Origin of the sequence: Pseudoalteromonas sp. CO348, from assembly GCF_004208845.1 — a bacterium.
GTDB lineage: Bacteria > Pseudomonadota > Gammaproteobacteria > Enterobacterales > Alteromonadaceae > Pseudoalteromonas > Pseudoalteromonas maricaloris.
On the sequence record NZ_SGPI01000033.1, the window covers coordinates 159,743 to 185,771 of the forward strand.

The window sequence follows — 26,029 nt, forward strand, 5'->3', positions numbered from 1 at the left end:
ATCGGGTTTCAGCGGAGCATAGTGTGCTCCGCGAATATAAAATTATAACCAACGGATGATTGTACTTAACGTGTGACTTTCACCCGGTGCAAGTTGCACGGCATCATCCATTACGTTACAAGCTTCTAAGCACAACATCTTGTGGTATTCATCATCATTAAAGTTGCTTAAACGCTGTGACTTTTCAATCCATGGGTTCCAAAGCACACAAGAAGTTGAGTTTTCACGTTTTACTTCAATAATGCCCGCAGGCGTGTTGATAGTTTGCACTGGGCTTGCTTGGGTGTATACCATATCGGTTTCGCGGGCAAAGCCAACCACTTCGGTTTGCTCAAATGGACCTTCACCAAATTCGATATATTTCGCGCCTTGTAGCCCGTCTACCGTGGTATTACTGACTTCTGGCGTTGGGAAGTACGTATGTAAGGCTTGCGTTAACGTAAATGGCGCATCACCAGTATTGATATTGGTCAGTCGCACCTCAAGCTTGTCTGATAACACAAACTCGACCTCTAATTGTGATGTGTGTGGCCAGTATTGCGCTTCAACTAAGGTCATCGGTAGTGTGAGTTTAACGGTAATTTCATCGCTTTTTTCTTCAACGCTGTGTGCGCGCCAAAGTAGCTTGCGAGCAACCCCATGAATTGGCCAATCCGCTTTGCTATGTACGCCAAACCAAGGCCAACAGATTGGAATACCACCGCGTACTGGTTTGCCTTCAAGGTAATCTTCCGCCTCAGAAACCCAAATTAAATTGCCTTTTCCTGCTGGTGTAAACTCGGTAAGTTGCGCGCCCTGTAAAAAGATCTTCGCTTGGCAAAATGCACTGTCGACCCAAATATACTCAAGTCCGGACTCGGTGCGCTCGATTGAAACTGAAGGTGATAATTCCATGGTGATTCCTACGTCAACTCAATGATATGCCTACCTTACCACTTAAATACTACGAGTAAACTGTTATCCATCCAATTTGAAAGTTATTCAATTATACCAATGCGGTAGCACCGTGAGAGTCTTGCTCTCACGGTTTATGGAACTTGAGGATTGAGTTAAAGCTATACTTTAAATTTGCCCACCAGCTCTGTGAGCGTGCTCGACAATGAATGTAATCTCACGCCATTTTGATTGGTATTCACAGCGATATCACTCACGCTATCCGCAGCATTTTTAATTTCCACCACGTTGCGATTAATGTCTTCAGCAACATGTTGCTGCTCTTCAGCTGCGGTGGCGATTTGCGTGTTAAGGTCGCTAATATTGACAATCGCTTGGGTTATTTCACTAAATTGTTGTTGCGCTGAGTTTGTCAGTTCAACCGTTTGCTCCGTACGCGTTAGGCTGCGCTTCATTTCTCCCGACACCATTTCTGTCATTTTTCTAAGCTTATCAAGCTGAGAGGCAATTTCTTCCGTCGATTCAGAGGTACGCTGTGACAACGCGCGTACTTCATCAGCCACAACAGCAAAACCACGGCCATGTTCACCTGCGCGTGCCGCCTCTATTGCCGCATTTAACGCTAAAAGATTGGTTTGTTCTGCTATGCCTCGGATCACGCTGAGTATCGACATAATATTTTCGCTTTCGGTGTCGAGCTGCATGATATCTGCGGTTGCCTTATTGATCACTTCGGATAATGTTGTGACGCTCTCGACAGACTCTGTGATCACCCTTTGGCCCAACTCAGATGCTTGCTGAGTTTGTCCGGCTAGCTCAGCCGCATTGGCGCAGCTTGCCGCCACTTCGTTTGCGGTTGCCGCCATCTCATTAATTGCGGTGGCAGCCATTTCAAGCGCTTGCTGTTGTTGACTGGTAGCGCCGGTGAGCTGATCAGACTGCGAAGCGGTTTGTCGTGAGGTTTCATTAACTTGCTGCGCACACTCGTTGATTTGCGTCACCAACTCAGCAATGAGATTTAAAAACAAATTAAAGCTCGTCGCCAGTTTGCCTGTTTCATCCTGAGCTTTAATGTCTAAACGCTGCGTTAAATCACCACCGCCTTGTGAAATTTCAGTTAAGCCATCACTCACTTCTACAATGGGCGCTGAAATTAACTTAGAAATATAACTTGCCAGTAACAGGAACACGGTGATCAGGACGGCACTTAAAATCAATATCGTCAGCGTCATCGCATTGGCTGCAGCCATTACCTCACCTTTTTCAACTAAACCAATAAACTTCCAGCCTAATTTGGGTGCTGTATAGATGTTGGCAAAGTAGTCTTGCCCGTTAATTTCGAGCTCAAATAGCCCATCTTTATTTTGAGCCAATTCGCGATAGCGGCCGTTCGCAATGTCTGCCAACTTTTTAAATCTATGTTCGGAGAACTTGGCATCGACCAGCACATTTCCGGTGTCTTCCACTAGCATTAAATAGCCGGTCTCGCCCAATTTGATATTGCGGATGATTTTGGTCAGCCCTTGCAGTGACACATCCATACCTTGGACACCCACGGTTTGACCATTGGCAGTTATCGCTTTTACCGTCGACACAATCACCATATCATCCGGCGCCCAATAATAGGCGCTAGTGCGGATCGTCTCGCCATTTCCCGATTGTCCCGTTTGATACCAAGGACGCTGCCTAGGGTCGTAGTTTGCATTCACTTCACCTAGAGGCCATTGAATATAACCACCTTGCTGATTTCCCATGTAGATATAGGCAATGCCGGGGTGCGTGTTACCAAAGTGCTCAAATAACGAATATGCTGCTTGCTCTATTTTGCTTCCTGCTTTCGAATTAAGTCGAGTGGTGCTGGTTGAATCCATATAAGTTTTCACGTCTTGCTGCGCACTCAAGACTTGTGCATGGGTTGCTAAATAGTCTACGTTTTTTGCAATTTCATCAAAAAACATCTGAATACCATTCTCAACCTGAAGCGCCTCTCGATCACTGAGCTCTGAGAAGGTCTCTATCCCCTGCTGCCGAGTTTGACTGATAATAAGCCCCGCGATGATTAACAAAGGAAGCGCGATTGCCGTTGCGAAAGACAGCTTTAATTTTTGCGATATATTCATGAATAAACACCATTTCACAGATAGTAAAAATATAGTGAGGGATAGACTATTGGGCAAGAATGACATACAAATGTGATCACTTGTTCGCCTTATATTCATCTTAGATATGGTTAAATGTTGGGTAACTTTGAGGTCGGATAGGCCACAGTGTTACTATGGATAATTCAATCAAGGGCCATAAAATTTACCTGCTTTCTGCAATGATAGCTTTGGTGGTCTACAATTTGTAAGAGGTTTTGCGCTCAACCATTTAACAACGGGACAACTATGTTAAAACTTTCAACCATCTCACTCGGATTAGGTCTAGCACTTTGCTCTAATTCAGTGCTTGCCGAAAACTCAGAAATTGATGCGTTAAAGCGCCAATTGGCTGAACTTCAGAAGAAACTCACGCAGCTAGAACAAAAAGAGCAGGCGCGAGCACAACAGGAAAAAATCGCAAAGGCTGAAAAAGCCGAAGCAAAAGCTGAAACTAAAACTCAAGTTGCAGCAGCTGAAACAAAACCGGCCATCAAAGTCGGCGGCGCGATCAGAACAAACTACAGCCATACGTCTTATGACGATGACAACAAGAACCGTGGCGGCGATTTTGACTTCGATATTTTCAGATTGAACTTCTCTGGCAATGTCGGAGGCTTTGGCTTAAATGCTGAAATCCGCTTTTTCGACTATATGACTGCGGTAAAATACGCTTACCTAGACTATGACTTTGCCGATCATTGGCAAGCTCAGGTAGGTATGACTAAAGTACCTTTTGGTAACTCACCTTACAATTCGCACAACTGGTTCTTTAACACTACCTATTATATTGGTCTTGAAGACGACCACGACATGGGGGTGGTATTTAAACGTAAAGTGGCGGACAACTGGCAGCTTGATCTTGGCTTTTTCAAAAATGATGAGCTAGGTGGTGTCGATGGTTACGTGGATGACCGCAGCGATCGCTACTCTTATGACGTGGTAGGTTTCCGTAAAGCGGGCGATGGCGTTTATGACGACCCTACGCAACCAATCGGCGAATACAACACCTTTGTTGGTCGTTACGCGTATCATATTGAACACAACGGTGGCACAACTGAAATTGGCGTCTCTGGTCTTGCCGGTGGCCTTCACGATGGTAATGACCGAGCAGGTGATTACAACGCGTGGGCACTGCATTTAAATAGTAACATTGGCCCTTGGAACTTACAGCTACAACACGGTGAGTACCAGTACGATATTGATGACGTAAACCGTATGGCGGTAGGTGCTTATGCGTTTTATGATTCCATCGCAGCAGAAGCCACCATGTCGAACTTTAATGTAGCGTACAACCTGCCAGTTGAGTTCGGTCCAATTACCGATCTGCAATTTTATAACGACTTCGGTATTATTTACGACAAATCCGATAACACCGAAGACACTTGGATGAATGTCACTGGTGTGTCACTCGCTGCGGGTGCATTCTTCACCTATGTTGATTTAGTTCACGCGAAAAATCAGCCATTTATTGGTGGTTCAATCGCCGGCGATAGTGACGAAAGCGAGCGTCGCTTCAATATTAACTTCGGTTATTACTTTTAATCTAAGGGATTAATCTTAGGTATTAAATGAAAAAGGCGATGCACAAGTTGATGCATCGCCTTTTTATTTCCTTGTTTTCTGTCATACCAATAAGACCAACGTTAGTTTGTGGCTGCCCTCCAACCAAGGCGTTCCGCTTCAGCGGCGGCAAATTGAGGTAAGTCTGCGGCGATAAATTGTTTGTGCAGTATTTGCACACCAAGCAAGTGATTGATCACGGCATCTAGTTGCACTTTGAGTGAATCATCTGCGTCTGGCGATTCATGTAACTCAAATAGCGCATTTACCGCTTCAAAGTCTAATAAACCTGCGGCTTCTACCGCTTGTCTAGATAAGTATTTATCAGCCAGCACCCGCATTGCCGCCCATTTTTTCTCATCCGAGTGCGCCGGTGGTGCCATAAAAGCAAACTTTTCTCGTTCATACAGCACTTCTGGCAGCAGCCCTTTCATCGCTTCACGTAACACATACTTTTCTTTACGGTCTTTAATGCGATATTGCGGGGGAATGGTAAAGGCAAACTCAGCAAGGTGATGATCCAAAAAGGCAGGCCTTGCCTCCATCGAATTGGCCATGTCGACCCTATCACCGCCCCAAGTTAATATTTGTCCCTCAAGCATGGTTTTAATCCATACATACTGGGCTTTATCGAGTGGATGGCGGGACTCTAACATGGCATCATCTAAAGTCTCAGCGATTGCTTTGCCTGCGTCATAACCCGTGAGTAGCTCTCTGTGTTCGGCGGCAACGAGTTGATGGGCAAAGTGACTGCACGACAGCCAAGGCTGTAAACAGCTCGGCGTAAAGCCTACAACTTCGTCTAATGCCGCACTGTCGTATTGCTCACGCGACAACATCGCCCCCTTAAATAATTTATTGCTGTCTTCCAGCATGGTTTGCCACTGGGCTTTTTCGGTGTCATCAAGTTCATCTAAGCCATATAAAAACAGGTCTTTTCTAAATGCAGGATAACCCGCAAAAAGCTCATCGGAGCCCTCCCCAGTCATCACAACTTTATAATTAGACTCATTAACTTGCTGACTCATCAAATACTTAGCAACACCAAGCGTGTTATAAATGGTTCGTTCGGTATGCCATAAAGTTCGCTCAAAATGGCCATATAGCTCGTCACCGCTTAACGACATAATATGATGATCGGCATTGGTGGCTTGTGCCATCTGTTGTGCAATCGGCGTTTCGTCGTACTCTGCACTATCAAAGCCTATGGTAAAGGCTTTAATTGGCGCCTGTGCAGCGGCCGAAGACAAGCCCAAAATGGCGCATGAGTCTATGCCACCACTTAAGTAACAACCTACCGGGACGTCTGCGGTGAGTCTCAACTGCACCGCTTCTAGCAACTGTTTGCGCACGCCATCAATGTAGTATGCTTCATCTTTGCTATTTAAATACGCTTGCGCCGTCGGAAAGTTAACATCCCAATAAGGTCTATCTTCAATGCTAAAACCTTGTTCGCTTCTGGTGATACTAACAACATGTCCAGGTTTGATTTGATGCACATTCGCAAACGCCGTGCTGCCGGGCACCATGACTTGGATCAGTTGATGAAATAGACCTTCACTTGAGAATTGGCGCTTAACTTTAGGGTTGGCAAACAGCACCTTCAGCTCTGAGCCAAACACTATTTCGTCTTCTGTTTGGGTGTAGTACAAAGGTTTAATACCAAAGCGGTCTCGCACTAAGTGCAACGTATCGGTTTGTTGGTCATACAACGCAAACGCAAACTCACCGCGCAGATGCGTCAGCATCTCATCAAGGCCAAGCTGCTGATATAAGTGCATAGCAATTTCTGAGTCGCTCTTACTTTGGAACCTTGCCCCTTTTGCTACTAGCTCAGCTCGGATCCGCGCGTAATCGTAAAACTCGCCATTGTGCGCCAACATTAGGCGCTTATCAGAACTAATAAAGGGCTGTCGCCCTCGTTGCTCGTCGAGGTCGATTATCGACAGTCTGGCGTGACTAAATCCCACGCCAGCCATTTGTTTATAGCCAAAACCATCAGGACCACGATGATGTTGAATGGCTGCCATGTTTACCAATAATTGATTATCTATTTGTGTTTGCGCTTGCGTTGAAAAAATACCAGCAATTCCGCACATAATATCTCCCTAAATCACATCCATCACAGTACTGGCGCGCTGCACCATACAGGTCAATAAGGCTTGGCGTAAAAAGACGGCACCACGTGCCTGACTAAAATACCAATTGTGTGGCGTGGCATCTAAACTGGTGCACAGCTCTTCACCTCGAGCCAAAGGATGAAGCACTATCGCATCAGGCTTAAAGGGGGAATCTGCGCTCAATTTAAACGACTTTCCATAGGTTTCGAAGCTTTCACCAACCCATGCAATGGAGTTGATATACACCACATCAAGCTCAGGTAAAACGGCGTTCAAGTCATGGCCGATAGACACCTTGACCCCCGCCTCCTCTAGCTGGGCTAATTGCTCGCTTGACACTGCGTCCTCGACACTCTCGTCGTAGAGCAGGTATATTTCGTCCACAATGCGCGGAAAATGCGTAAACATTTTCAACAGGCTACGCACCGTACGCATTTGGCTCGGCACGCCAATCACGCCAATTTTTATAGGGCTAAAGGCTTCGCTGTCAGGGAGTAATAACGACGGCCGCCATTTGAAGATAGTGTAGAGATCAGACATTGCTTGTGTTGGGTGCTCATCAATGCCATTACCAGCATTGATAATTGGAATGCGTAGACTGTGGATCATCTCTTCAATAGACTCCACTGAGGTGTCACGTAAGACGACACAATCGCCATAATTATTGAACATCTCGGCGACATCCTGCAGCGACTCCCCTTTCGCAATGCCCGTAGAGGAGCGATCAGTGATCGACATAATATCGCCCCCTAAGCGGTGCCATGCACTTTCAAACGACAGACGGGTGGGGTGCTGGGTTCATAAAACGCACTGATCAAAATTTTGCCACTAAGCGGCGAGCTGAACCTTGCAGGGTTACTTTCATATTTCGCGGCGAGGCGAAACAACTGGATCAGCACGTCTCGGTCAAGGTGGTCGACACTGATAATGTGCTTATTCTCCAAACAATGCAGCCTGTCACCGTCTTCTTGTATCGCTCTGAGTAATGCTTTGGGATGTGCATCCCCGTAAACATCCGGCTGCGCTCGATTAAACTCTACTTGCTGCGCACTTACCATAACTGCCTCTTTTTAAAATCAATAAGGAACATAACGACAAGGACAACAGGACATAAACAACTGAGCACTATGGCCAGCCAAATTAAACTAGAAAATGCGCCCAATGAGATCATACATCCTCCACTTTGCTTTGCGTGCCCAACGCTTGCCAATGGAATGATTGCTGACTAAAACGCCAAGCAATCACACAAATTAATAACGACACCGCACAAGAAACTAATGCGGCGACATAAAAACCAATATAAAAATACCCAATCAAACCTGATAGCGTGCCAAGCAACATAGCCCAGCCAGCGCTATTTCCCGTCATTCGCGCAAAGTACAAACCAAATACGATAGGCCAAATAGTGCTGGCGACGAAGGCGCCAGCGAAGTTCAACAAGGCGCCCAGTGTGGCGATTTTTGGTAAACACAAGAGCCAAGTCACCACACCGAGTATGACAATAATCCACTTAGCACTTTTTAAGCGTTCGCTATCGCTTGCCTTTGGTTTGATGTATTGCAGGTAAATATCTTGATTGATGAGATCTGACGTTGCGGCAAGCAAGGAGTCCAAACTCGATGCCAGCGCGGAGAACACCACAATGAACAGAATGATCGAGCCGGTATAGCCGAGCACTTGGCTTGCAACCAAGGGTCCCACCATATCGGCGCTAGCGGGATACAAACCTAAACTCGGCGCTGCCAGCGCAATAAACCCAGTTACGATGGGGATCGGTAGCCACAGCAGACCTGCGATAAAATACGCCTTTTTGCCCACCCCACCTTTAAATGCAAACGCCCTTGACCACCATACGTTGCTGTGAAAAATTTCTCCTAAACCAAAAAAGATATTATTGAACAAAAACATCACAGCGGCAGGAAAAAGCAGGTCGAGTAGTTTAGGGTGGTCGCTACTGAGTTTTTGGTGAATTGGTTCAAGCCCAACATTCATCGCCACGACAATGGCAATTCCGACGACACCTGCCAAAATAATAATGGCCTGTAGAAAGTCCGTGGCGATCACCGCTTTTAGACCGCCAAAGAGCGTGTAGACCACACACATCAGCAGAATAATCGACATACCAAGGTGATAATCTAAGCCACTTAGGGTGTGTAGCAAAATGCCACCCGCCATGCCTAGGCTAACGAGCCAGCTCATGGCATACACGAAAGAGATCAGCAAAAAGACCCACCAAGAGAAACGCCCAAACCGCAACCGCATAAAATCGCCACTGGTGTAGCCGTGGGGTAGTAAAGTTTTGATGCGTTGGCTTAGCGGCGCAAATAGCAACAATCCGAATGCGGCACAGGCATAGCCTATCATGCCCCAAATGCCAAACTGATAAGTGAGCTGTGGCGCAACTAAAGTGGTGTTACTGGTGACCCAAGTTGCCATCGCAGTGGCACAAGCAAAGGCCAACCCAACATTTCTACCGGCCAGCGCAAATTCATTATGTGACTGCACGCGCCTGCCAACCCACCAGCCAAAAAATACCCATAGCAAAGCAAACGCTAGGGCAAGACCGAGCGCCAATGAAGCATTTATCATACGCTTTCCTTATCGTGCGTTTGCTTATTACCCACCACAATCATCCCTACAAGCAGCACAAATAAGCAAAAGCCCAATACAAACAGTGCAAGCGCCAGCGTTAACTGATGATGTTTGACTGAAAATGAGACCGACGTTTGTACCGAGTTAGCAGAAGGGCTATCTAAGGTTGCGAGATAATCACCATCGGCCAAGCCACTAATGGTTACCGCTTGTTGAGTCGGCTGAAGCGAAAGGGAGAGGGAGTAAGGTTCTGAAAGATGTTGAATGGATAGCTGTGTTGATTGCTGTAGAGGCGGACCTGTACGCTCAATGTGCAGTGTAATAAACCCAGCAGTCACGACCTCATCGCTCACCCTCAACGATGCGGCAAGCCCATTAAAGCTCGCAGCAAGTAAGACTAAGGTTACTACTCGGGCGATCCACATCCTCATAATCCCTAACTGCGGTTATCCAAGCCTGAATTCGCCGCAAGTTTTGCTATCCACATTATTCTAGTAGTAACAAAGACTAGCCCAAGGATCAAATTTGTCTAGTAAGCCGTCACCCAACTTTATCTTCACTTTACATTTATTCTTTTGTTTTTATTGCTCTTTTTTGAACACATTGCAGCAGTAAATTACTCCCAGCTTCAACATCATGCCAATGACTCCATTCGTCTGGCGCATGGCTAACGCCGTTGAGTGATGGAATAAATATCAGCCCCGTGGGGCACACTTCTGAAAAAAACTGGCTATCGTGACCAGCACCACTTGGCATGATTTGATAATTCAGTGACAAGGCCTCTGCCTGTTGACTAATAAATTCCACCATCTCAGGTGTGCACTTCATTGGAGACAGCCAACTCACCTGCTCGTATTCAAACATTAAATGGTGTTTTCGAGCGATAGCTGAAAGCGCTTTACGACAGGCAATTTCAAGGTTCTCCATCACCGTTTCGTCCATATCACGCGCGACGATGGTGAAATCCACCTCTCCAGCAATCGTATGTGCAAAACCCGGCTTTAATTCTGCCTTACCGACGGTGATCCTCGTGGTATCTGTGCCGTCCTCTGCAATAATGCGGTCTAACTGGTAGGCAAAATCAGCCAGCCCCATAAAGGCGTCGCTACGCATCTCCATGGGGGCTGTGCCTGCGTGGTCGGCCTTCCCGATTAATTTCACCATCCATTTAAATACCCCTGAAATACCTTCCACCACACCAATTTGAATGCCTTTTTGATCAAGCACAGGTCCTTGCTCTATATGTAATTCAAAAAAACTATTTATTTGCTCAGGCTCTAGCCTCGCATTCAGTGCATCCATGGGATCTAACCCTTGCGCGCGCATGGCATCGCTAAGCATACAGCCATCCGCATCATGACTTGTGAGTAATTGGTGAGGCGTTAACTTTCCTGTGAGCGCTTGTGCCCCGATCATGCCACCAAAACGCCCTTCTTCTTCACTGGTACCGATGACCCAAATCGGCCTATCCAATTGCACATTGTGCTCTTTTAAAATACGAATACACTCAAACCCCGCAATGACGCCTAGGGTGCCATCAAACATGCCACCTGCTGGTACACTATCGAGATGAGAGCCAATGATCACCGCGGGTTTTGCTGCAATATCCGGGCTGGTCATTTCAATAATCACATTGCCAGCGCCATCCATACGACTCACAAACCCTTCGCTTTGTGCGCATTCCATCAGCCATTTACGCGCTGCAAAATCCTCATTGCTAAAACCTTGACGATAAATTCCCTTATCCTCATGGTTATAGCCGAACTCCGCGAGCGCAAATAAGGTAGACTTAAGACGTTCTAAATTTACTTGCATACTTTGCCCCTCAACGTTTCAGTCGCACCACTTCCCTGTATTTAACCTGAGATCAGATTCGCTATTTTAAACACTGACGTCCGACTGATAATCTCTTTGCTTTAGCTTAGTTGAAAATTCGCGAATTTCAGCCGCTGTGATATGCTTTTAATAATTGGCTTCTGGTTAACAATGTTGGCTCAGGTCATCGTGATGCGCTGTCAGTTCAGCACTCCCGAAATATGAGGATGCCTATGCGTAAAAAAATCCCCTTATTCAATCGTTGTTTTTGGCTTCATGTTGCTGGCATCGTCTTTGTTGGTCTCGGCTTTATCGGCATGGCACTGCCTGTTATGCCTACCACCATCTTTTTTATTCTCGCTCTCGCTTGCTTTACCCGCTCTTCTCCCAAGCTAGAAAATTGGCTGCTCACCCACCCCAAATTTGGCCCGAGTCTGGTTGCATGGCGGCAACATCAGGTGATCCCCATAAAAGGCAAGATTGGCGCTGCGGTTGGCATGAGTGTTGGTTTCCTGGCTTTGAGTTTCAGTAGCGCGCCTATTTGGGTAGTGTGGTCTGTCGCGATAACTGAGGCTGCCGTACTCAGCTATATTTTTACACGTCCATCAGTCATCCCCGTGGATGTAAAACAGCCTCACTTATAACAAAATAAATACCTCTCTACTAATTAGCTAAACGCTTTAAAAGCATCATCCAGCGGAGTATGCGCGATATGATTCACGTAGTTACTCATCACTTTTTGACTTAGCGCTAAGATAATTTCCAGCAGATTTTGTTTAGTATAACCTGCGGCAAAAAACGCTTTCGTTTGTGCATCGCTCAACTTGCCACGCTCGCGCAGCATTTCAAGTGTTGTGGCACGCAGCACTTCTAGTTTCTCATCGCCAAGTGGTACTTGTTCGCGCAGCGCTTTGACCAATTCATCACTTACTTTCATTGATTTTGCGATGGCAGAATGAGCCGGCACACAGTAGTGACATTCATGTTCTACATTAATCGCTTGCCACACCACAGTTTTTTCATCGTTATTGAACGAGCTATTTAAAAAAGCCTCATGTAACACTTGATAGCCATGCAGATGCTCTGGTGATTCCGCCATTACACCATGAAGGTTCGGAATACGTCCAAATGCTTGCTGGGACTTCTCAAGTAATGGTTTACCTTTTTGCGGTGCAGATTCTACGGTATGGATTGTAAAGTCAGTCATCTGTTGCTCCTCTTGGTGCATTTTGTATTGGTATAACCTGAGATCTAACTAACCTCAGGTTAACTAACCTGAGCTGCGGATAATTAATGCCTTTCTAGCAGCCAGTTTTAGCGCTAACTGCGTTGAATTCACTTCCAATAGCCAGCTATTGGGGCGTAAATTCGCCTTGTTATCCCCAAAAACTTTCTGGCTAGATAAGGAAAAAATTTAATGTGAGCTTAAGAATAAAGAGTTAGCTCACTCCTTATCCAAACCTCAGGTTAGCTACTCATTGGGTGCTAGACTAACCTTACTTGAATGGTCATTCAAATAACTATTCGCTATAGTAAACACCATAACTGTCTAAATTAATATGAAATTTAATTTGCTACTGACTGGTCGGGTCAAGCCAGCAGCGTTGGGGTTAAAAGTAAATTTTATTCTCAGCGTAGTCGATAATTAGCTTATCATCGTTGAAATTACTTAAACCCAGCAGGATAAACGGCTCGTCTTTATATCCAAGCACCTCAAACACTGGCATATCCGATAAGTGACTTTCGGTATTGATGATTTCCTTGCCTCCTAAGCTAAAGCGCAGTGATCCTATGGCCACCTTTTTAGTCGCTTGGTCGTTTAACCCGCGGCTGATGTCTTCTTCGCCCAGCGTTAATGTTAGTTTATTGGCCAAATGTGAGTTGATGTAGTTGGTTGGAGCGCCGGTATCAAGCACGGCGTCCACCTCTTCGCCATTAAAACTTGCTGTTAGCTTGATGAAATTGTTATCTATTTTAAAACTTTTACTCTCTAAGCCCTGTGTCACGCTATTTGGGCAAGCCCCTTGATATAAACTCAGCTCATTATTTTTAAAATCAAACACATTACAATATTGCGACATGTATCCATGCCCCAAAATTCCAGGCAAGACGCCTTCCACATCTAAGCGGGTCATATCTTTAAATACATAAGGAAGCGACTCTGCTGCTAAGTGACCGACGCTGGTGTGGTCTATCGTTGCCAATACTAGCTCTGAGCTACCACTTGCGCCTTGTACGTCCATTTTGCTTAGCTTATCTTCTGGCAAGGCAAGTGCTGCTTTCAGATTAACCGGTAAAATACCAACATTCGCAGCACTGTCTAAAATCATAGGATGGGTAACCGTATGGTTAAGCGTTGCCATCACATAGGCATGACCTTTCTCGGTATATTTCATCGGTAAGGTGAGCGATTGTGGCGCGGTAGACGCGGTGATCCCACAACCTACGGTGGTACATGCCAATGCTGATAAAATAATTGCTCTCATAATCTTGCTCTCAAACTGTTGATGTCGTTGTTGAGCTAACTATGCCGAGCAATTGTCAAGCAATTATCAAGTTAGTCGAGAAAACCGAAGTGAAAAGCTAGCGCCTTGATTTTCAGCACTGGTCGCGGTCAATGTCGCGCCCATTAACTCGGCAAGTTGACGGCAAATTGGTAAGCCGAGCCCCAAACTGGATGTATCGTGGCGCGACCCCTGCGCACGATAAAAGCGCTCAAACACCTGCTCGAGTTGATTAGGCGACATACCTTGGCCGCAGTCAGCAACCGTAATCACCAGTTCATTGTCTTGATAACTGAGCTGTAAGGTCACAACGCCACCATCAGCGCCATATTTAAAGGCATTATCTAATAAGTTCACCACTATCTGTCTGACTCTTCCGGCATCAAGCGTCACGGTCACACCTTCTTGAATATCTGCGTCCAATTTCACGCCTCGCGCTTCGGCCTGTGCTTGGTAACGCACTAAGGTCGATGTTAACAGCTCAGAGAGATTTATCCGTGTCGATGACAACGTCAGCTGCTTTGACTCGGTTAATGACAACAAACACAGGTCGTCGATAATACGGTTAACATTGTGAAGGTCTTGGGTTATCGCCGCTAACTGAGCCTTATCCATCGGGACTATACCGTCTTCCATCGCCTCCAAGCGCGAACGAATGCCGTTAAGTGGTGTTCTAAGCTCGTGAGATAAGTCGGAGTTCATTTGTTTATATTGCTGGTGTAACCCTTGTAGCCAAGCCGCAAGATTATTGAAACTACTGATGATTTCACCCACTTCATCATGACGTTTTAGCGCTAAGCGGGTGTCTAACTCGCCCGACTCTATCGCCTTAAAGCTACGTTTGAGCTGTTTAAGTGGCGACAAAAAGTACCACGACCCCAACCAAGCAAGTAATGCAGCAATAATCGATAAGATGACCAAAGTAAGCATAAAATCATCCAGCATAGCTTGCTGCAGCGCTTCCTTTTCAAACGACCTATCTAGCAATACCTCAGGCAACCAAAACAACTCACCATGTGGTGATAACACATATTGCGCCTCATTAAATTGCACCACAAACGCCGCAACACCGGGGTGATGGATAGAAAATTGATGACCGGATTTGACCTGCTCATAGTCTATGGTGAGATCGGGATTGAGGATCTTTACATCCGCTGTTGAGTTAGCATCTCGCCAAATAAATAGCTGCTCAGGAAAGGTTGATGCTAAAAACGTTAACGTCGCTTCTGGGCTCGCAAAGGTGTTGCCAGCCAATGCTTCTTCCACTAAGTCATCATCAAGCAATGAATGACCAAACGTTACCGCACTTTGCTTATTAAATGCTAAAAAAGTGCGCTCGGCTGAGTTTTTAGATAGTTGATAGAAGCTCCCGAGTAGCGCAAAGGTACAAAGCGCCACAAGTAAGGTAAACTTGGTTTTTAGCTTCATGAAGACACCTTACGCGCGATAAATTGATAGCCTTGCCCGTAACGCGTGGCGATAAACTTGGGCTCAGCCTTACTGTCACCTAGTTTTTTACGCAAGTTAGCCAAGTGAGTATCGACTGCCCGATCCGTAATAGGTGCATCACTTCCCCATACTTGTTCAATTAATTGCGCCCGGCTAAATACTTGTTGCGGCTGCTTGGCCATAGCCAGTAATAACTCGAACTCCACCGCCGTTAACGCTGGTGTTTGCTGTGTTACCGTCACCGATTTGCTCTCAAGGTTGATACTTAAGCCATCAAACAACAAAGCGGCACTCTGCTGACCGCGATAGCTACGTTTACATAGTGCCTTTGCTCGAGAGATCACTTCTCGTGGGCTGTAAGGCTTACATACATAATCATCCGCACCAAGCTCAAACCCCTCAAGACGATCAGTTTCAGATACTTTGGCGGTCACCATAATGGTAGGAATGTTGCGCGCAACGGCTTCTTTTAGCAGCTCACGGCCATCACCGCCGGGTAGCATGACATCTAAAATAGCGAGTTGAAATGTTAGGTTTTGTAGGGCTCGGTGGGCATCTGGGGCGTTATCGAAATGGACAACCTGCATATCCGCTTGTGCCAGATATAAACGTAAGATCTCAGCACTGCTTGGGTCATCTTCTACATATAAAACTGTATATTGGTCAGACATAGGGAGGCGCTTTTTGTCCTGATTGTAATTATTAGATGGACAATTGTGAAGCACAAAAGTCGCGATGGCTGGAACCTATCGCGACCAAAAGACAATGAGAACAACAATGGAATCTAACTAATTTGCGCGCTGATCAAAGCTCTGATCTCACCCAAAGTGGTTTCTTTTAGTAACTCTCCATCTTCAAAAACCACTTCCAACAAGCCTTGCTTTTCTTCTTCCTCGGTCACATTGTCCTTGCAGATCAACTCACCGTTTACGCGTTCTACTTTCAGCAGTCCCTTTGCTGAGCGCTTTTTGCTGTCGGTTTTTGGCTCTTTAAAAATTGCCACACGCTGGTTGTTTTTAACCACACTAGTTGCTTTTACCGCAGAGCCATGGGTATCGCGGGTGACATATTGGTAGCTGTATGAGCCAATGCCAAGCACCACTTTGGACGCAAATCCTTTGTCCATCAGTCGCTGTAGAATTTGACGCTGACGCTCAAGAGTAATTGCATCGCCATATATTGCGCCAATATGCTCATCTAGCAATTTAAAGCCTTTATCGGTCACAGTGCCACCAAAGGTATCCCAGAGACATTCAATCAGCCCTTTTACTTCACACTCCTGCAGCTGCGTTGGGTGTGATTCAACTGAATAGTAATTTCCCTGCCAACGATACGCTTCAAAGCCATCTGTCATTGCCATTTCTTGCGCTTGCTGCTGAGAGTCAACCAACTCGCTATATTCTGATACTGGTGAGACACAATACCCAGTCAGGATTTTCACCGGATCTCCGGAGTCTGGACGGATCACCACAGTGCCATCACGCACCATGATCTCTGCTTTTAATTCTGGTAAATACTCGGTGACTAGCTTCCAAAAATCCCAAGTATCAGAGACCACACTGAGGATCCCGGTCGGTGACTGCTCATGCATCAAATATTGGAAGAACTCGATTTCACCTTCTTGGATCCAAGAACAGGTTACAGAGTGCTCGGTTGCATCTACTGAGCAGCCAACCAGCTCTTTGTCGACATCCGCGCCATAGTACTTTTCAGCAAATAGTACCGCAGGGATGGTATCCGTCCCTACAAGGCCAGACGCAAGGTGACCAAAACCACTCATAGCCGCAGCGTGCTTACCAAACATACCGCGAAAACTAAAATCATGACCCTGAAACGGCACGATCTCCTGGGGTAAGCCGGTTTTTTGAGCAAATTCTCGGAACACTTTTAAATATGCAACTGAGGTGGTAGCGCTCGTTTGGATTGGCCAGTTTTCGCAGCTTAAGACCGTCTCAATCATATTGGTTAGCCATTCAAATCCAGGCTTGGTATTGACCACAGTGATGGGTGGCACCTGATACGGTACTAAAGTCCCCTCTGGCAGCGCTTTAATCCTCAGCGGTAAATAGCCTAAGTCGTGTAGCGCCTCGAGATAACCTACATCCACCGGATAGCCCAACATTGCTGTCATGATCCGTCTATGATTTGCCACTGCGGTGTGCTTGTCTGCTGCGAAAAAGTCTTGCCACTCTTCTTGTAAGTAACTTTTGATAAAATACTGCAGCCCCACAAAGGCCACTTTATCGTTATTTGCAACATTGCTTAGTTTGCCGCTGCGCGAGGTAAAGTTTGCATAAACCTCTGTCACTTCAGGGTGATATGCGCGGCTGTGAAATTCTTTATACACGTCTTTTTGCATACTTGCTGCGGTAATTGTCATGGCTATATTCCTTATAATTCAATCATGTTGAGTTGCACATCGTGGTGTTCGACCAAGTCGCCTTGATCACGGCACGAATTAGTCGTGTAAACGGTATCTATCAGTCCACTAAAAACGCCTAATCCTTGAGAGAAAATACCGTGTGTTACGTAAAGCGCAATTGAGTTAGCGCCTTGTGCTTTTAGTACCTTAGCAAGCTCAGTGAAGGTTCTACCACCATCGCAAATATCATCAACGATCAGTAAATCTTTACCTTTTACCTCACCAAGTACCTGCGTTTGTACAATTTCACCCGTTTTAAGATTACGTACTTTTTGTGCTTGAATAACCTCAACCTCACCACCAAAATGCTGCGCAATTTTCAGTGTTTTTTTACTCGCTCCAGCGTCTGGTGAAACTAAACTGAGTGCACCGCACTGCAACTGTTGCTGTAAAGCCGGACACTGCGATATCAATGTCGTTTGCTCAACATTCTCCACTCGCTCAAGGAGTGCAGGTACAACGTCGCTATGTGCATCCCACACGGTGACTTTGTCTAGCGCCAGTTGATTGATAAGTGACGCCATCACTTTTGCACCTAGCGCCTCACCCGTTACGCATACTCTGTCTTGGCGCGCGTAGGGGAAATAGGGTAACACTAATTCTATCGGCGTCCGCGCCAAACAAAGTCGCTTCAATGCATCCACCGCCATCAGTAAACGCATGATATGAGAAGAATTGGTTACTCTGGCTGTGATTTGAACTTTTTCGCAATCACGGAAATCAAATGCCTTGAAACGAATATGCTCTTCCCCACCAGAGAAGGTAAATGCTTCATATTGAACATCTTTTTTGTTTCCAGAGAATTCATAACTCGTGACTTTCATAACCTTTCCTTAATAATGTCCCTAAGACACAAATAAGGTATCAAACATTTTTTGATCAATCAACAGCTTTATGTCTAAAAGACATTTAATGTTTATTTTTAACATAGGGATATTCAGTATATTTGCCATACTGGCTACAATTGTTTACTGTGTCCAAAAGACACAAATTAAAAATCTCATGAGCCCTGATTACGATTTAACCCAATACCAAAACCCACTGTTCACGGTAGACAGCGTGTTATTTACAATTTTGCAGGACAGCTTAAAAGTGCTGCTGGTGAAACGCGCTAACGCTCCCTTTAAAGGCCGCTGGGGATTACCAGGAGGGTTTGTTGATGTTGAGCTGGATGACAACACGGATATGAGCGCGCTGCGTAAGATCAAAGAGAAAACCAGTGTTGCCCCACAATACCTAGAGCAACTTCAGGCCTTTTCTGGGATCAACCGTGATCCGCGAGGCTTTAGTGTCACCTTGGTTTATTACGCCTTGATTTCACCTCAGCAAGTGGCAACGCAAATAGACTCGGTAGATGATGTGAGATGGGTGGATCTTAGCGAGATCCCAGATCTTGCTGTGGCTTTTGATCATAAGCATATTATTGAAAAAGCCAAGGCAAGGCTGCAGCAAAAGGCGTTATATTCCATGATCCCGGTTTATTGTTTGCCAGATCAATTTACCATTGGACAACTCAAAACCGCCATCGAGGCTATTATCGCCAAACCCATTCAGCGCAAGAGCTTGGTAAGACGCATTGAAGCCTCAAACATGTTTGAAGCACTGGATGAAAAGGTCAAGTCAGGCGGACGGTTAGCACAGCTCTATAAGCTAAAGCCTGATGTCGATATCGTGCATTTTGAGCGCAATCTGAGCTTAGGATAAAATGCGGTTGTGCGGTGTTCATTTCAGAACTATCACTGCCCCTTGCAGATAATCAAGCTCCTGACACCGCATTTGCAGTAACTCAATAAAATCTCTGGTGTAAGTCGGTGGAGTTCGTTGATTTGGCCAAAGCGCGTAGATGTTGCGAGTAAATTGGCAGTCACCGATATAGCTAAATGCGGTTTGAGATTGCGCTGCCAACACTGCAATTTCTGTCATCGGCAATACCCCAGCACCGTTAGCCGAGCCTACCAATTTACGCACTAAGGTAATATCACCCACATAAGAGACGTGACTAAACTGCTCGAGCAGTGCTCGCCACGCTTCGGTTGCAGGCAGTTGCGATGCTTTAAAGGGCAAAAACAAGGTTTGTGTAGTCGCAATTTCCGTGGCGACCACCGCTCTTACCACGATTTGACCCAGCCGTTTTTGATAGACGCTTGAATCATCCAGCTCCCCAACTCGCACGGTTAAATCAAATCGCTTTTGACTGAGTAAAGCCACACTATTGGCAGGCTCCACATGCAATTGGATCTCAGGATGCTGAGCCTGAAACGATTGCAGCGCATTATACAAAGGACCAATCATTAAGTTTTGCGGACATAACAGATGGAAAGTGGACGCTTCTAGTGTTGATAGCGCCTCACTTTGCGCTTGCAAGGCGAGCAAAGACTCCGCCATTTTATCCACCACCGCCTGACCATGATTCGTTAATGTAAGTCCTCTGGCGCTACGCAGTAAGAGCGGATAACCGAGTTTCTCCTCCAGCGCTAACATCCGCTTAGATAAGGTCGGCGCACCTATGCCAAGGTCTTCTGCCGCCTTGGCAAAACTTCCTCGGCGGCTTACCTCAACAAAGAGTCGTAAGTCATCTAGCATAGTTATCTCCGCAATCTTAGCTTTCCATTTTTGCCATTCTGATCGGCTGGCAATTCCCTACAATCATATCAACAGCCAAAGGAGGAAACATGCAAAAACTCATTTTTACATTACTGCTGTCATTGTGCCTGTCGTTTATGGTGTCTGGATGGGTTACGTACATCAATTTGGGATTAGTGGCGGACTTTACCACGCGATGGGCACATGCCTTTGCCAATGCTTGGCCGGCCTCTTTCATCGCCGCCTATGTTTTATCAGCCCCAGTTACCGCCGTTACTAAACGCATTATGGAGAAATATCATGCCCAACAGCCACAATAACGTCAACTTTATCGCCCATATCACGCCTAAAACCGAGCACTATCAAGATTGTATTAACGCAATCCAAGAGATCTTGCCAGCCACTCGAGCAGAAGCAGGATGTTTACGCTTTGAACTTTATGAAAGTGAAAGCCGCACCCAGCTTACCTTAGTTGAGCGCTTCGTCGATCAAGCCGCGTTCGATTTTCATCATCAGCAAGCTTACACCAAACAAGTATTTACACTGTATCAAGGATGGTTGGCAAAAGCGGTGGATATTATTGCCATCAAACCGCTTTAATTTGCACTTTTAACAAGTTAAGCGCTTCTTCACAAGCAATGATAGAAGCGTTTTAAAGCGCTACGTTAGCGAGGCACTTTGCAGCACAGTGGAGTTATTGAAAAAGCCGTTGCGTTATCGAACAAGTTCGGATGTAATTGCTGAACAAATATACACCACCACAGTCACTAAGGAACGTAAATGGCTACTGGAAGTCAGGGAATAAAATCACACTTTTTGCACACATCTACTATTTCCTTGTTAGCCGTGACCCTGTGGCTTTGTAACACACTCAGCACCAACCTAAACTACGGCTACCTGATGATATTTTTTGCAACTTTCCCTATTGCCTACTTCCTAAAATTAGACCATTTTCTAGCCACCTTTTTATCATGGTTATTGATTCTCTTAGCGGATAAATTCCTCAGTATCCATATGCTGCTGCCGCAAAAAGCTTATGATGGATTAATATTTATAGTCTTAAACGCATTAATATTGAGCGCACCTGTGCTCATTCTAAAAGTATCTATGTGTGTATTTCCGCGCCTCCGCCCTATATTCCACAAACAAAATCCTAAAAACCACCACACAAAATAATTGTATTTGGCGTATCGAGAATGAAGTATAGCTATGTCTGACAGTGGGTCTACCGTCATTTCTTTAAGGTATATAAGTTTTATATAAAAGCGCTTAAAATTTATACATATAACCTTAATACTCTCATTGATATTGGTAAAAGTGGTATGAGGGAGTATGACCAACAACACTAGTGCAGTTGCTCCTTGGCTAGGCTATACAACACAAGAATATAAACTGGTGCAACGATTGTTAAATGCAAAGAAAGGGAACGTTTTAGGCTTCGAAATTTTGGATGATGTTCAGGAGCAGTCCGACAAAAGAACTGTTCTTGAGCAAGATAAAATTAGCATAGCTCGTAGGATAGCGCTCTGCCACTATTCACACTTCTATATTGGCTACTTGTCAGCTATCAAAATTAGCTGACAAGTAAAGCTAATCTCACTGAACGGTGGCTAAAACGCCCCCTTTTGCCAAAGCACTTGCCCTTGTTCGCCAATCACCTGTATCCGATGCGCTTCTGTCACCGATGGCCACTCCAACCTTTTCAGCTGCTGGGCTATCACTTCATCTGGGACGACTCGTGCTCTTGCTCGGTTATTTTGCCGAAGTTGTACTTCACCTTGTTGAAATACAACTAACGTCACGAGCGCACCGTAGTCACACCCTAAATCGCAAAGTATCTTACGAAAATCTTTTCGCAGGTTTGTCGCATCCCACACAACATTTTCCTTTGCTGCTAATGCTTTTTTCAGCTTTTGCTTGGCGGCTTGTAGAACCTGACCACGGTTTTTTTGACTCGTGGAACGACCATTAATCTCGCCTCTTAGTTCATCCAAAGAGACCAGTGTAAATCCTTGAAGATGCTTTGCTATCCAACTGGATTTACCGCTCCCACTAGCTCCACACATGATATAAAAATGACCATAGTGCTTTGCCTGTTGGTAAAATTTGATAGGAGCTTCTTCAGGAACTGTGATTTCGCCAAAAGCCATTTGCCTAACTGTATAAGCAGCAATGAAGCACTGTTCTTCAACAGTTGGGTATCGCGATATATTAGCAAGTAGTGATTCAGCCGGATCTGCAACCGACCAAAGCTTATATTCTTGAGCAAACATTTTAAACAAGCTCAGCAGTTCAATTTGCATATTCTGATCTGGGCAGATACGACCTCGCATATCTGCAACTTCGAGCCAGTAGAGCATCTCGAGATCAGCATTTAGCGCTAAATTAAGATATTCACTGAAGCCTTTGTTTTTAACTACCAATAATTTGGGCATTTGATGAAAACCGACTAATGCTAAAATCGTTTGAATAGTCTGCATTGGCAACGGTAAGTCAACGAGTCTACTTGCTAGGTAACTCATCCCGATCGCCTCATGCCGCGGTGCAACAATCCGCCGTTGACCATCAATCTCCTTCGCTCTAGTCACGACAGGCTTGGCAATATCATGCAACAGCGCAGAGAGTATCAGCACCTGCCTTCGCTCCCCCTTTATATGAGAGGCAGAACTCTGCAGCAATGCATAAAGTGCTTCCAATACCATATTGGTATGAATGGCAACATTACCTTCCTCATGCCAAATAGTATCTTGTGGTGTTGCTTCAAGTTCGTGCAAAAGGGGAAAGGTTTCCCCCAACATGGCTAAGCACTCTGTAAAATCAGGCTGATGTTGCTCTGCAAGCAAAGGCAACCAATCCGCTACTTTTTTCTTCGCTAACATACAGTGTTACTCCTCCATGAGTTTGTTTGGTGTAATAACGCTATGCATCCAATGCTTATCCGACACAATATGATCTGAGCGCACCCATTTGGCAACACAATTAGCAAACTCATCATAATGGAAGGCATCAGCCACTCTGACCACATAGCCTTCTTGTAAGTTTGTATCTACAACAATACTTTTGATGGTTTTTTCGCACCATGCCCCACGATAGAGCACCTTTGGATTATGCAGACCAAGCTCATTAAAAATAGCTTGGCTATCATCCCAACTTAAACACTCGTTACTCGCGTTCCACACAGAAAAAGCGAGGAAGTAGCTAGGCAACTTCTGATAATGAATGGCGTGCTTTGCATACAAGTTTTCACCACAGATACGCCATCCTTTTGGAATCTTTAGACCTATTTGAGCCTGTAGTGCTTTTACCCAAGAGCGAGATGGATGAAAACGACTGTCGAGTGAACGTGCATGCATATAATCAGCATACAAAGTGGTATTTTCACCATCCATTTTTTCGGTCACGACTACTTGTTTGTTTTTAAAGTGTTCCGTATTGGCACACCTTACATCATCACTTGTGATCCCTTTTGACCACACCAAGTGCGGAGTTCGAGGATATTTAATTCTCATCTTAGTTGCTCCATTTTTAAAATTAAAAAGCCAAGTTGGTACTTGGCCGCAAAATCAGCAATTAATAGCGACAAAACGACTTATTGTGTTCTCAATTGCTTGTTCCCGATGGAATTACATTGCTCTATCCTCTTCCCTACAACCTTATTAACACCCAAAATGGGCTGGGTTAAACCACTAAAATACTCGCGACGCTGTCTTGTAGTAGCGTCACTAGCTCGTCATCCATAAATTGATATTCGTCAGGAATATCCAACACTTGAACATTTTTATAGCGCAATAGATTGGCGTATAGTGCACGCAGCCGCGATTTATGTTTTTCTTCCATGACTAAAATAGTATCGGCCCACTCAATATCACTCGCATTTACGCTGCGACGTGCTCTTGGGCTTGTGCCTGCCGATCTCACGCTAATACCCGGATGATTTTTCCAGATACGCTCAGCGGTTGGACTGCGCCACTGGTTGCGACTACAGATGAATAACACATTAGTTGTCATGCGGAGTGCCTTTATTAAATGGCACCGTTGGGCTGAACTGGTTTCCTTTAAAAGTATTTTTAGGATTACCGCGTTGTAGCGCCTGATGCTGCTGCCACCTTGCTTTATCACGAGCCATTTCCTCAGTATCTGCCTGCGCGGCCAATTTCTGTAGCAATAACGCCTTTGCAACGCGCTTGTTGGCGTGCTGACTACGTTCACTCTCCACTCGCACACTCAATCCTGATGCAATATGCGTCGCTCGTACCGCTGAGTCTGTGGTATTAACATGCTGCCCACCAGCTCCTGACGCGCGACAAGTTTGATAGCGAATATCGGATGCCATTGCGACTTCATCTATCTCGGCCATGCTGCCGCTAAAGAACCAATTTTTCCGTTTATGTTTGGCACGAAATGGGCTCTGACACACCCACAACTGCGGGCCATGCCAATACTCGGCAAGCGCTTTTGCGTCCCTCGAAAGCTGTAGCAATACGGATTTCATGCAGCCTTTGTGTGCATGCATTTCTTGCGCTAACACGGTACATTCTGCGCCTATTGCTTTGGCTTGTTTATTGACTAAGTTGAGCGCCAATGCAACGGCTTTCCCGCACTCTGCTGGGCCTTGACCGGCTGAAAGTTGCAACAAGATCATGATGAACAGCTCCCGTTGGTTTTAAATGTTAGCACCGGACGCAATATTGCAACCACTTCTATCAATCCAGCGTCAACCAAATCACTAACAATGGTTTCACACTTTTTATAAGCTTGCGGCGCTTCATCGTACAGCAACTCCTTATTGCCACAGATCACACGACTCCCCAACGCTGTGCGATAAAGATCTTCGCGTTTATATTTGTGACTCAAGCGGCTTTGGCAGTCACCTCGCTTCCACTTTCGACCAGCACCATGAGCCAAAGAATATAAACTAGCCGTTAACGCAGGCGCATTGTTTACAGGCTGAACCAAATAGCTATAGTCACCTCGTGAGCCGGGGATCACGACAGCACCTTTGTCACTTGGGGTCGCACCTTTACGGTGCAGCCAACCAGCGCGGCCATCAATAACTTTTGGGCACACGAGGTTGTGATTAACATCTAGCGTACATTCACCATCGCTACGAATGGCTGCGAGAAATCTTTTTGCAATCAAAAAGCGGTTTAACTCAGCCCAGCGCACCGCTTCATCATGGCGTGCCAAATAGTGTGAACTTTCACTACCTTGAGCCGCTTCAGCCACCAAACCATCATGATTAAAACGCGCAACATGGTCGACTAAAATAGTTTGCCCAAGCCCACGCGAGCCTGAGTGAACCAGCAGCTGTAAATACTTTTTATCAAGGCCAAGCGCAGTAAACGCGGCTTCATTGTAAACACGTTCCACCGCTTGAAACTCGGCGAAGTGATTACCGCCGCCAATCGTACCCAGTGCACTTTCAAATAATCCAGCTGAAATATCACGATGTGTCATTTCAGCTTGAATCGTCTCTTGCCAACTGGCATCGAGCGGTTGCTCGATATCTTTTAGCCGTTTAGCAAACTTATCGACATTAACTTTGGCAACCTTTGTGGTGGTTTGCCACAGCGCCATGCCACAGCCAATATCGTTTCCGACTAACGCGGGATACAGCCGGTCTAGGCTAAAAAATGCCGCGCCGATTGGATAACCACGTCCCGGGTGCAAGTCAGGCATACCTGCAACACGATGCATACTGGCTAGTTCAGCGGTTTTTGTAAGTTGTTGGATCGCAGCGCCTTCAATCCAAGTGTCTTGAGATGCAAATAGACACACGCGATCAGAAATTTGTTGGACGGATCTGCCCATAGTTACCAATACCTTTCAATGAGGTTTAAAAATAATTGTGTATTGGCAGGTCTAGAATGGCTTAGTTATAGCAACCAAATGTTAGGTTACATAGGCAACATAAAATCGCTAAATACAGCTTTCACAAGCTAGGAAATA

General features: G+C 45.6%; 27 protein-coding genes. 7 read left to right on the forward strand and 20 right to left on the reverse strand.

Features of this window, described 5'->3' with window-relative positions; translation table 11 throughout:
- Positions 1-42: 42 nt before the first annotated feature.
- Positions 43-894 (reverse strand): D-hexose-6-phosphate mutarotase, encoded by an 852-nt coding sequence (locus EXT48_RS17330; RefSeq protein WP_130165156.1) that lies wholly within the window; start codon positions 892-894, stop codon positions 43-45.
- 161 nt (positions 895-1,055) lie between these two features.
- The gene (locus tag EXT48_RS17335) at positions 1,056-3,014 is read right to left on the reverse strand and encodes a methyl-accepting chemotaxis protein (protein ID WP_130165157.1); all 1,959 of its coding nucleotides are present in this window, start codon (positions 3,012-3,014) and stop codon (positions 1,056-1,058) included.
- 267 nt (positions 3,015-3,281) lie between these two features.
- Here EXT48_RS17335 and EXT48_RS17340 point away from each other — a divergent pair, with 267 nt between their 5' ends.
- A complete protein-coding gene (locus tag EXT48_RS17340; RefSeq protein WP_069021179.1) occupies positions 3,282-4,577 on the forward strand; it encodes a porin in 1,296 nt (431 codons plus the stop codon).
- Positions 4,578-4,678: 101 nt separating this feature from the next.
- On the opposite strand, the gene asnB is transcribed toward EXT48_RS17340, so the two are convergent.
- The 6 genes from asnB to EXT48_RS17365 all read right to left on the reverse strand — a co-directional run bounded on the left by asnB (position 4,679) and on the right by EXT48_RS17365 (position 11,122).
- Positions 4,679-6,694: an asparagine synthase (glutamine-hydrolyzing) gene (asnB, locus tag EXT48_RS17345; RefSeq protein WP_130165158.1), complete on the reverse strand. Its 2,016-nt coding sequence runs from the start codon at positions 6,692-6,694 to the stop codon at positions 4,679-4,681.
- A gap of 9 nt (positions 6,695-6,703) precedes the next feature.
- Entirely contained in the window at positions 6,704-7,453 is a 750-nt protein-coding gene (locus tag EXT48_RS17350) for an aspartate carbamoyltransferase (protein WP_240703396.1), read from the reverse strand.
- A gap of 11 nt (positions 7,454-7,464) precedes the next feature.
- Entirely contained in the window at positions 7,465-7,773 is a 309-nt protein-coding gene (locus EXT48_RS23900; protein ID WP_240703397.1) for a hypothetical protein, read from the reverse strand.
- 109 nt (positions 7,774-7,882) lie between these two features.
- Positions 7,883-9,304, reverse strand: a complete 1,422-nt coding sequence (locus EXT48_RS17355; RefSeq protein ID WP_130165159.1) for a sodium:solute symporter family protein — start codon at positions 9,302-9,304, stop codon at positions 7,883-7,885.
- Positions 9,301-9,732 carry a hypothetical protein gene (locus tag EXT48_RS17360; RefSeq protein WP_130165160.1) on the reverse strand — a complete coding sequence of 144 codons (432 nt, stop codon included), beginning with the start codon at positions 9,730-9,732 and terminating at the stop codon, positions 9,301-9,303. Before EXT48_RS17360 ends, EXT48_RS17355 begins: the two co-directional genes overlap by 4 nt.
- A gap of 142 nt (positions 9,733-9,874) precedes the next feature.
- Positions 9,875-11,122: a Zn-dependent hydrolase gene (locus EXT48_RS17365; RefSeq protein WP_010606935.1), complete on the reverse strand. Its 1,248-nt coding sequence runs from the start codon at positions 11,120-11,122 to the stop codon at positions 9,875-9,877.
- A gap of 233 nt (positions 11,123-11,355) precedes the next feature.
- On the opposite strand from EXT48_RS17365, the gene EXT48_RS17370 reads away from it, so the two are divergent.
- On the forward strand, positions 11,356-11,766 hold the full coding sequence (locus EXT48_RS17370) for a YbaN family protein (protein WP_130165161.1): 411 nt from the start codon (positions 11,356-11,358) through the stop codon (positions 11,764-11,766).
- 23 nt (positions 11,767-11,789) lie between these two features.
- Here the strand turns inward: EXT48_RS17370 and EXT48_RS17375 are convergent, their stop codons facing one another.
- The 6 genes from EXT48_RS17375 to prs all read right to left on the reverse strand — a co-directional run bounded on the left by EXT48_RS17375 (position 11,790) and on the right by prs (position 18,321).
- On the reverse strand, positions 11,790-12,329 hold the full coding sequence (locus tag EXT48_RS17375; protein ID WP_130165162.1) for a carboxymuconolactone decarboxylase family protein: 540 nt from the start codon (positions 12,327-12,329) through the stop codon (positions 11,790-11,792).
- A gap of 403 nt (positions 12,330-12,732) precedes the next feature.
- On the reverse strand, positions 12,733-13,608 hold the full coding sequence (locus EXT48_RS17380; protein WP_130165163.1) for a retropepsin-like aspartic protease: 876 nt from the start codon (positions 13,606-13,608) through the stop codon (positions 12,733-12,735).
- A gap of 66 nt (positions 13,609-13,674) precedes the next feature.
- Complete coding sequence (locus tag EXT48_RS17385) at positions 13,675-15,054, reverse strand: HAMP domain-containing sensor histidine kinase (RefSeq protein ID WP_130165164.1); 1,380 nt, start codon at positions 15,052-15,054, stop codon at positions 13,675-13,677.
- Positions 15,051-15,746, reverse strand: a complete 696-nt coding sequence (locus EXT48_RS17390; RefSeq protein ID WP_130165165.1) for a response regulator transcription factor — start codon at positions 15,744-15,746, stop codon at positions 15,051-15,053. Before EXT48_RS17390 ends, EXT48_RS17385 begins: the two co-directional genes overlap by 4 nt.
- A 113-nt stretch (positions 15,747-15,859) precedes the next feature.
- Entirely contained in the window at positions 15,860-17,455 is a 1,596-nt protein-coding gene (locus EXT48_RS17395) for a nicotinate phosphoribosyltransferase (protein WP_130165166.1), read from the reverse strand.
- A gap of 11 nt (positions 17,456-17,466) precedes the next feature.
- Positions 17,467-18,321 (reverse strand): ribose-phosphate diphosphokinase, encoded by an 855-nt coding sequence (prs, locus tag EXT48_RS17400; protein ID WP_130165167.1) that lies wholly within the window; start codon positions 18,319-18,321, stop codon positions 17,467-17,469.
- 178 nt (positions 18,322-18,499) lie between these two features.
- Between prs and EXT48_RS17405 the strand changes: the two genes are divergently transcribed.
- Complete coding sequence (locus tag EXT48_RS17405; RefSeq protein WP_010376576.1) at positions 18,500-19,201, forward strand: NUDIX domain-containing protein; 702 nt, start codon at positions 18,500-18,502, stop codon at positions 19,199-19,201.
- A gap of 18 nt (positions 19,202-19,219) precedes the next feature.
- On the opposite strand, the gene EXT48_RS17410 is transcribed toward EXT48_RS17405, so the two are convergent.
- Positions 19,220-20,080, reverse strand: coding sequence for a LysR family transcriptional regulator (locus EXT48_RS17410; protein ID WP_130165168.1), 861 nt, complete (start codon positions 20,078-20,080; stop codon positions 19,220-19,222).
- Between the two features lie 89 nt (positions 20,081-20,169).
- On the opposite strand from EXT48_RS17410, the gene EXT48_RS17415 reads away from it, so the two are divergent.
- The 4 genes from EXT48_RS17415 (at position 20,170) to EXT48_RS17430 (ending at position 21,661) form a co-directional block, all read left to right on the forward strand.
- Positions 20,170-20,400 (forward strand): DUF2798 domain-containing protein, encoded by a 231-nt coding sequence (locus EXT48_RS17415; RefSeq protein ID WP_130165169.1) that lies wholly within the window; start codon positions 20,170-20,172, stop codon positions 20,398-20,400.
- Positions 20,381-20,680, forward strand: a complete 300-nt coding sequence (locus EXT48_RS17420) for a putative quinol monooxygenase (RefSeq protein WP_130165170.1) — start codon at positions 20,381-20,383, stop codon at positions 20,678-20,680. The genes EXT48_RS17415 and EXT48_RS17420 overlap by 20 nt, the downstream gene beginning before the upstream one ends.
- Before the next feature lie 180 nt (positions 20,681-20,860).
- Positions 20,861-21,256 (forward strand): hypothetical protein, encoded by a 396-nt coding sequence (locus tag EXT48_RS17425; RefSeq protein ID WP_130165171.1) that lies wholly within the window; start codon positions 20,861-20,863, stop codon positions 21,254-21,256.
- Positions 21,257-21,412: 156 nt separating this feature from the next.
- Positions 21,413-21,661: a hypothetical protein gene (locus tag EXT48_RS17430; protein WP_130165172.1), complete on the forward strand. Its 249-nt coding sequence runs from the start codon at positions 21,413-21,415 to the stop codon at positions 21,659-21,661.
- 29 nt (positions 21,662-21,690) lie between these two features.
- Here EXT48_RS17430 and EXT48_RS17435 read toward each other — a convergent pair whose 3' ends face one another.
- The 5 genes from EXT48_RS17435 to EXT48_RS17455 form a co-directional block, all read right to left on the reverse strand.
- On the reverse strand, positions 21,691-22,959 hold the full coding sequence (locus tag EXT48_RS17435) for an AAA family ATPase (protein WP_130165173.1): 1,269 nt from the start codon (positions 22,957-22,959) through the stop codon (positions 21,691-21,693).
- Between the two features lie 6 nt (positions 22,960-22,965).
- Positions 22,966-23,589, reverse strand: a complete 624-nt coding sequence (locus EXT48_RS17440; protein ID WP_069021149.1) for an RNA ligase family protein — start codon at positions 23,587-23,589, stop codon at positions 22,966-22,968.
- Positions 23,590-23,758: 169 nt separating this feature from the next.
- A complete protein-coding gene (locus tag EXT48_RS17445; RefSeq protein WP_130165174.1) occupies positions 23,759-24,088 on the reverse strand; it encodes a low molecular weight protein tyrosine phosphatase family protein in 330 nt (109 codons plus the stop codon).
- A complete protein-coding gene (gene prfH, locus EXT48_RS17450; protein WP_130165175.1) occupies positions 24,078-24,722 on the reverse strand; it encodes a peptide chain release factor H in 645 nt (214 codons plus the stop codon). The genes EXT48_RS17445 and prfH overlap by 11 nt, the downstream gene beginning before the upstream one ends.
- Positions 24,719-25,891 (reverse strand): RNA ligase RtcB family protein, encoded by a 1,173-nt coding sequence (locus EXT48_RS17455; protein ID WP_130165176.1) that lies wholly within the window; start codon positions 25,889-25,891, stop codon positions 24,719-24,721. Before EXT48_RS17455 ends, prfH begins: the two co-directional genes overlap by 4 nt.
- Between the last annotated feature and the right edge of the window lie 138 nt (positions 25,892-26,029).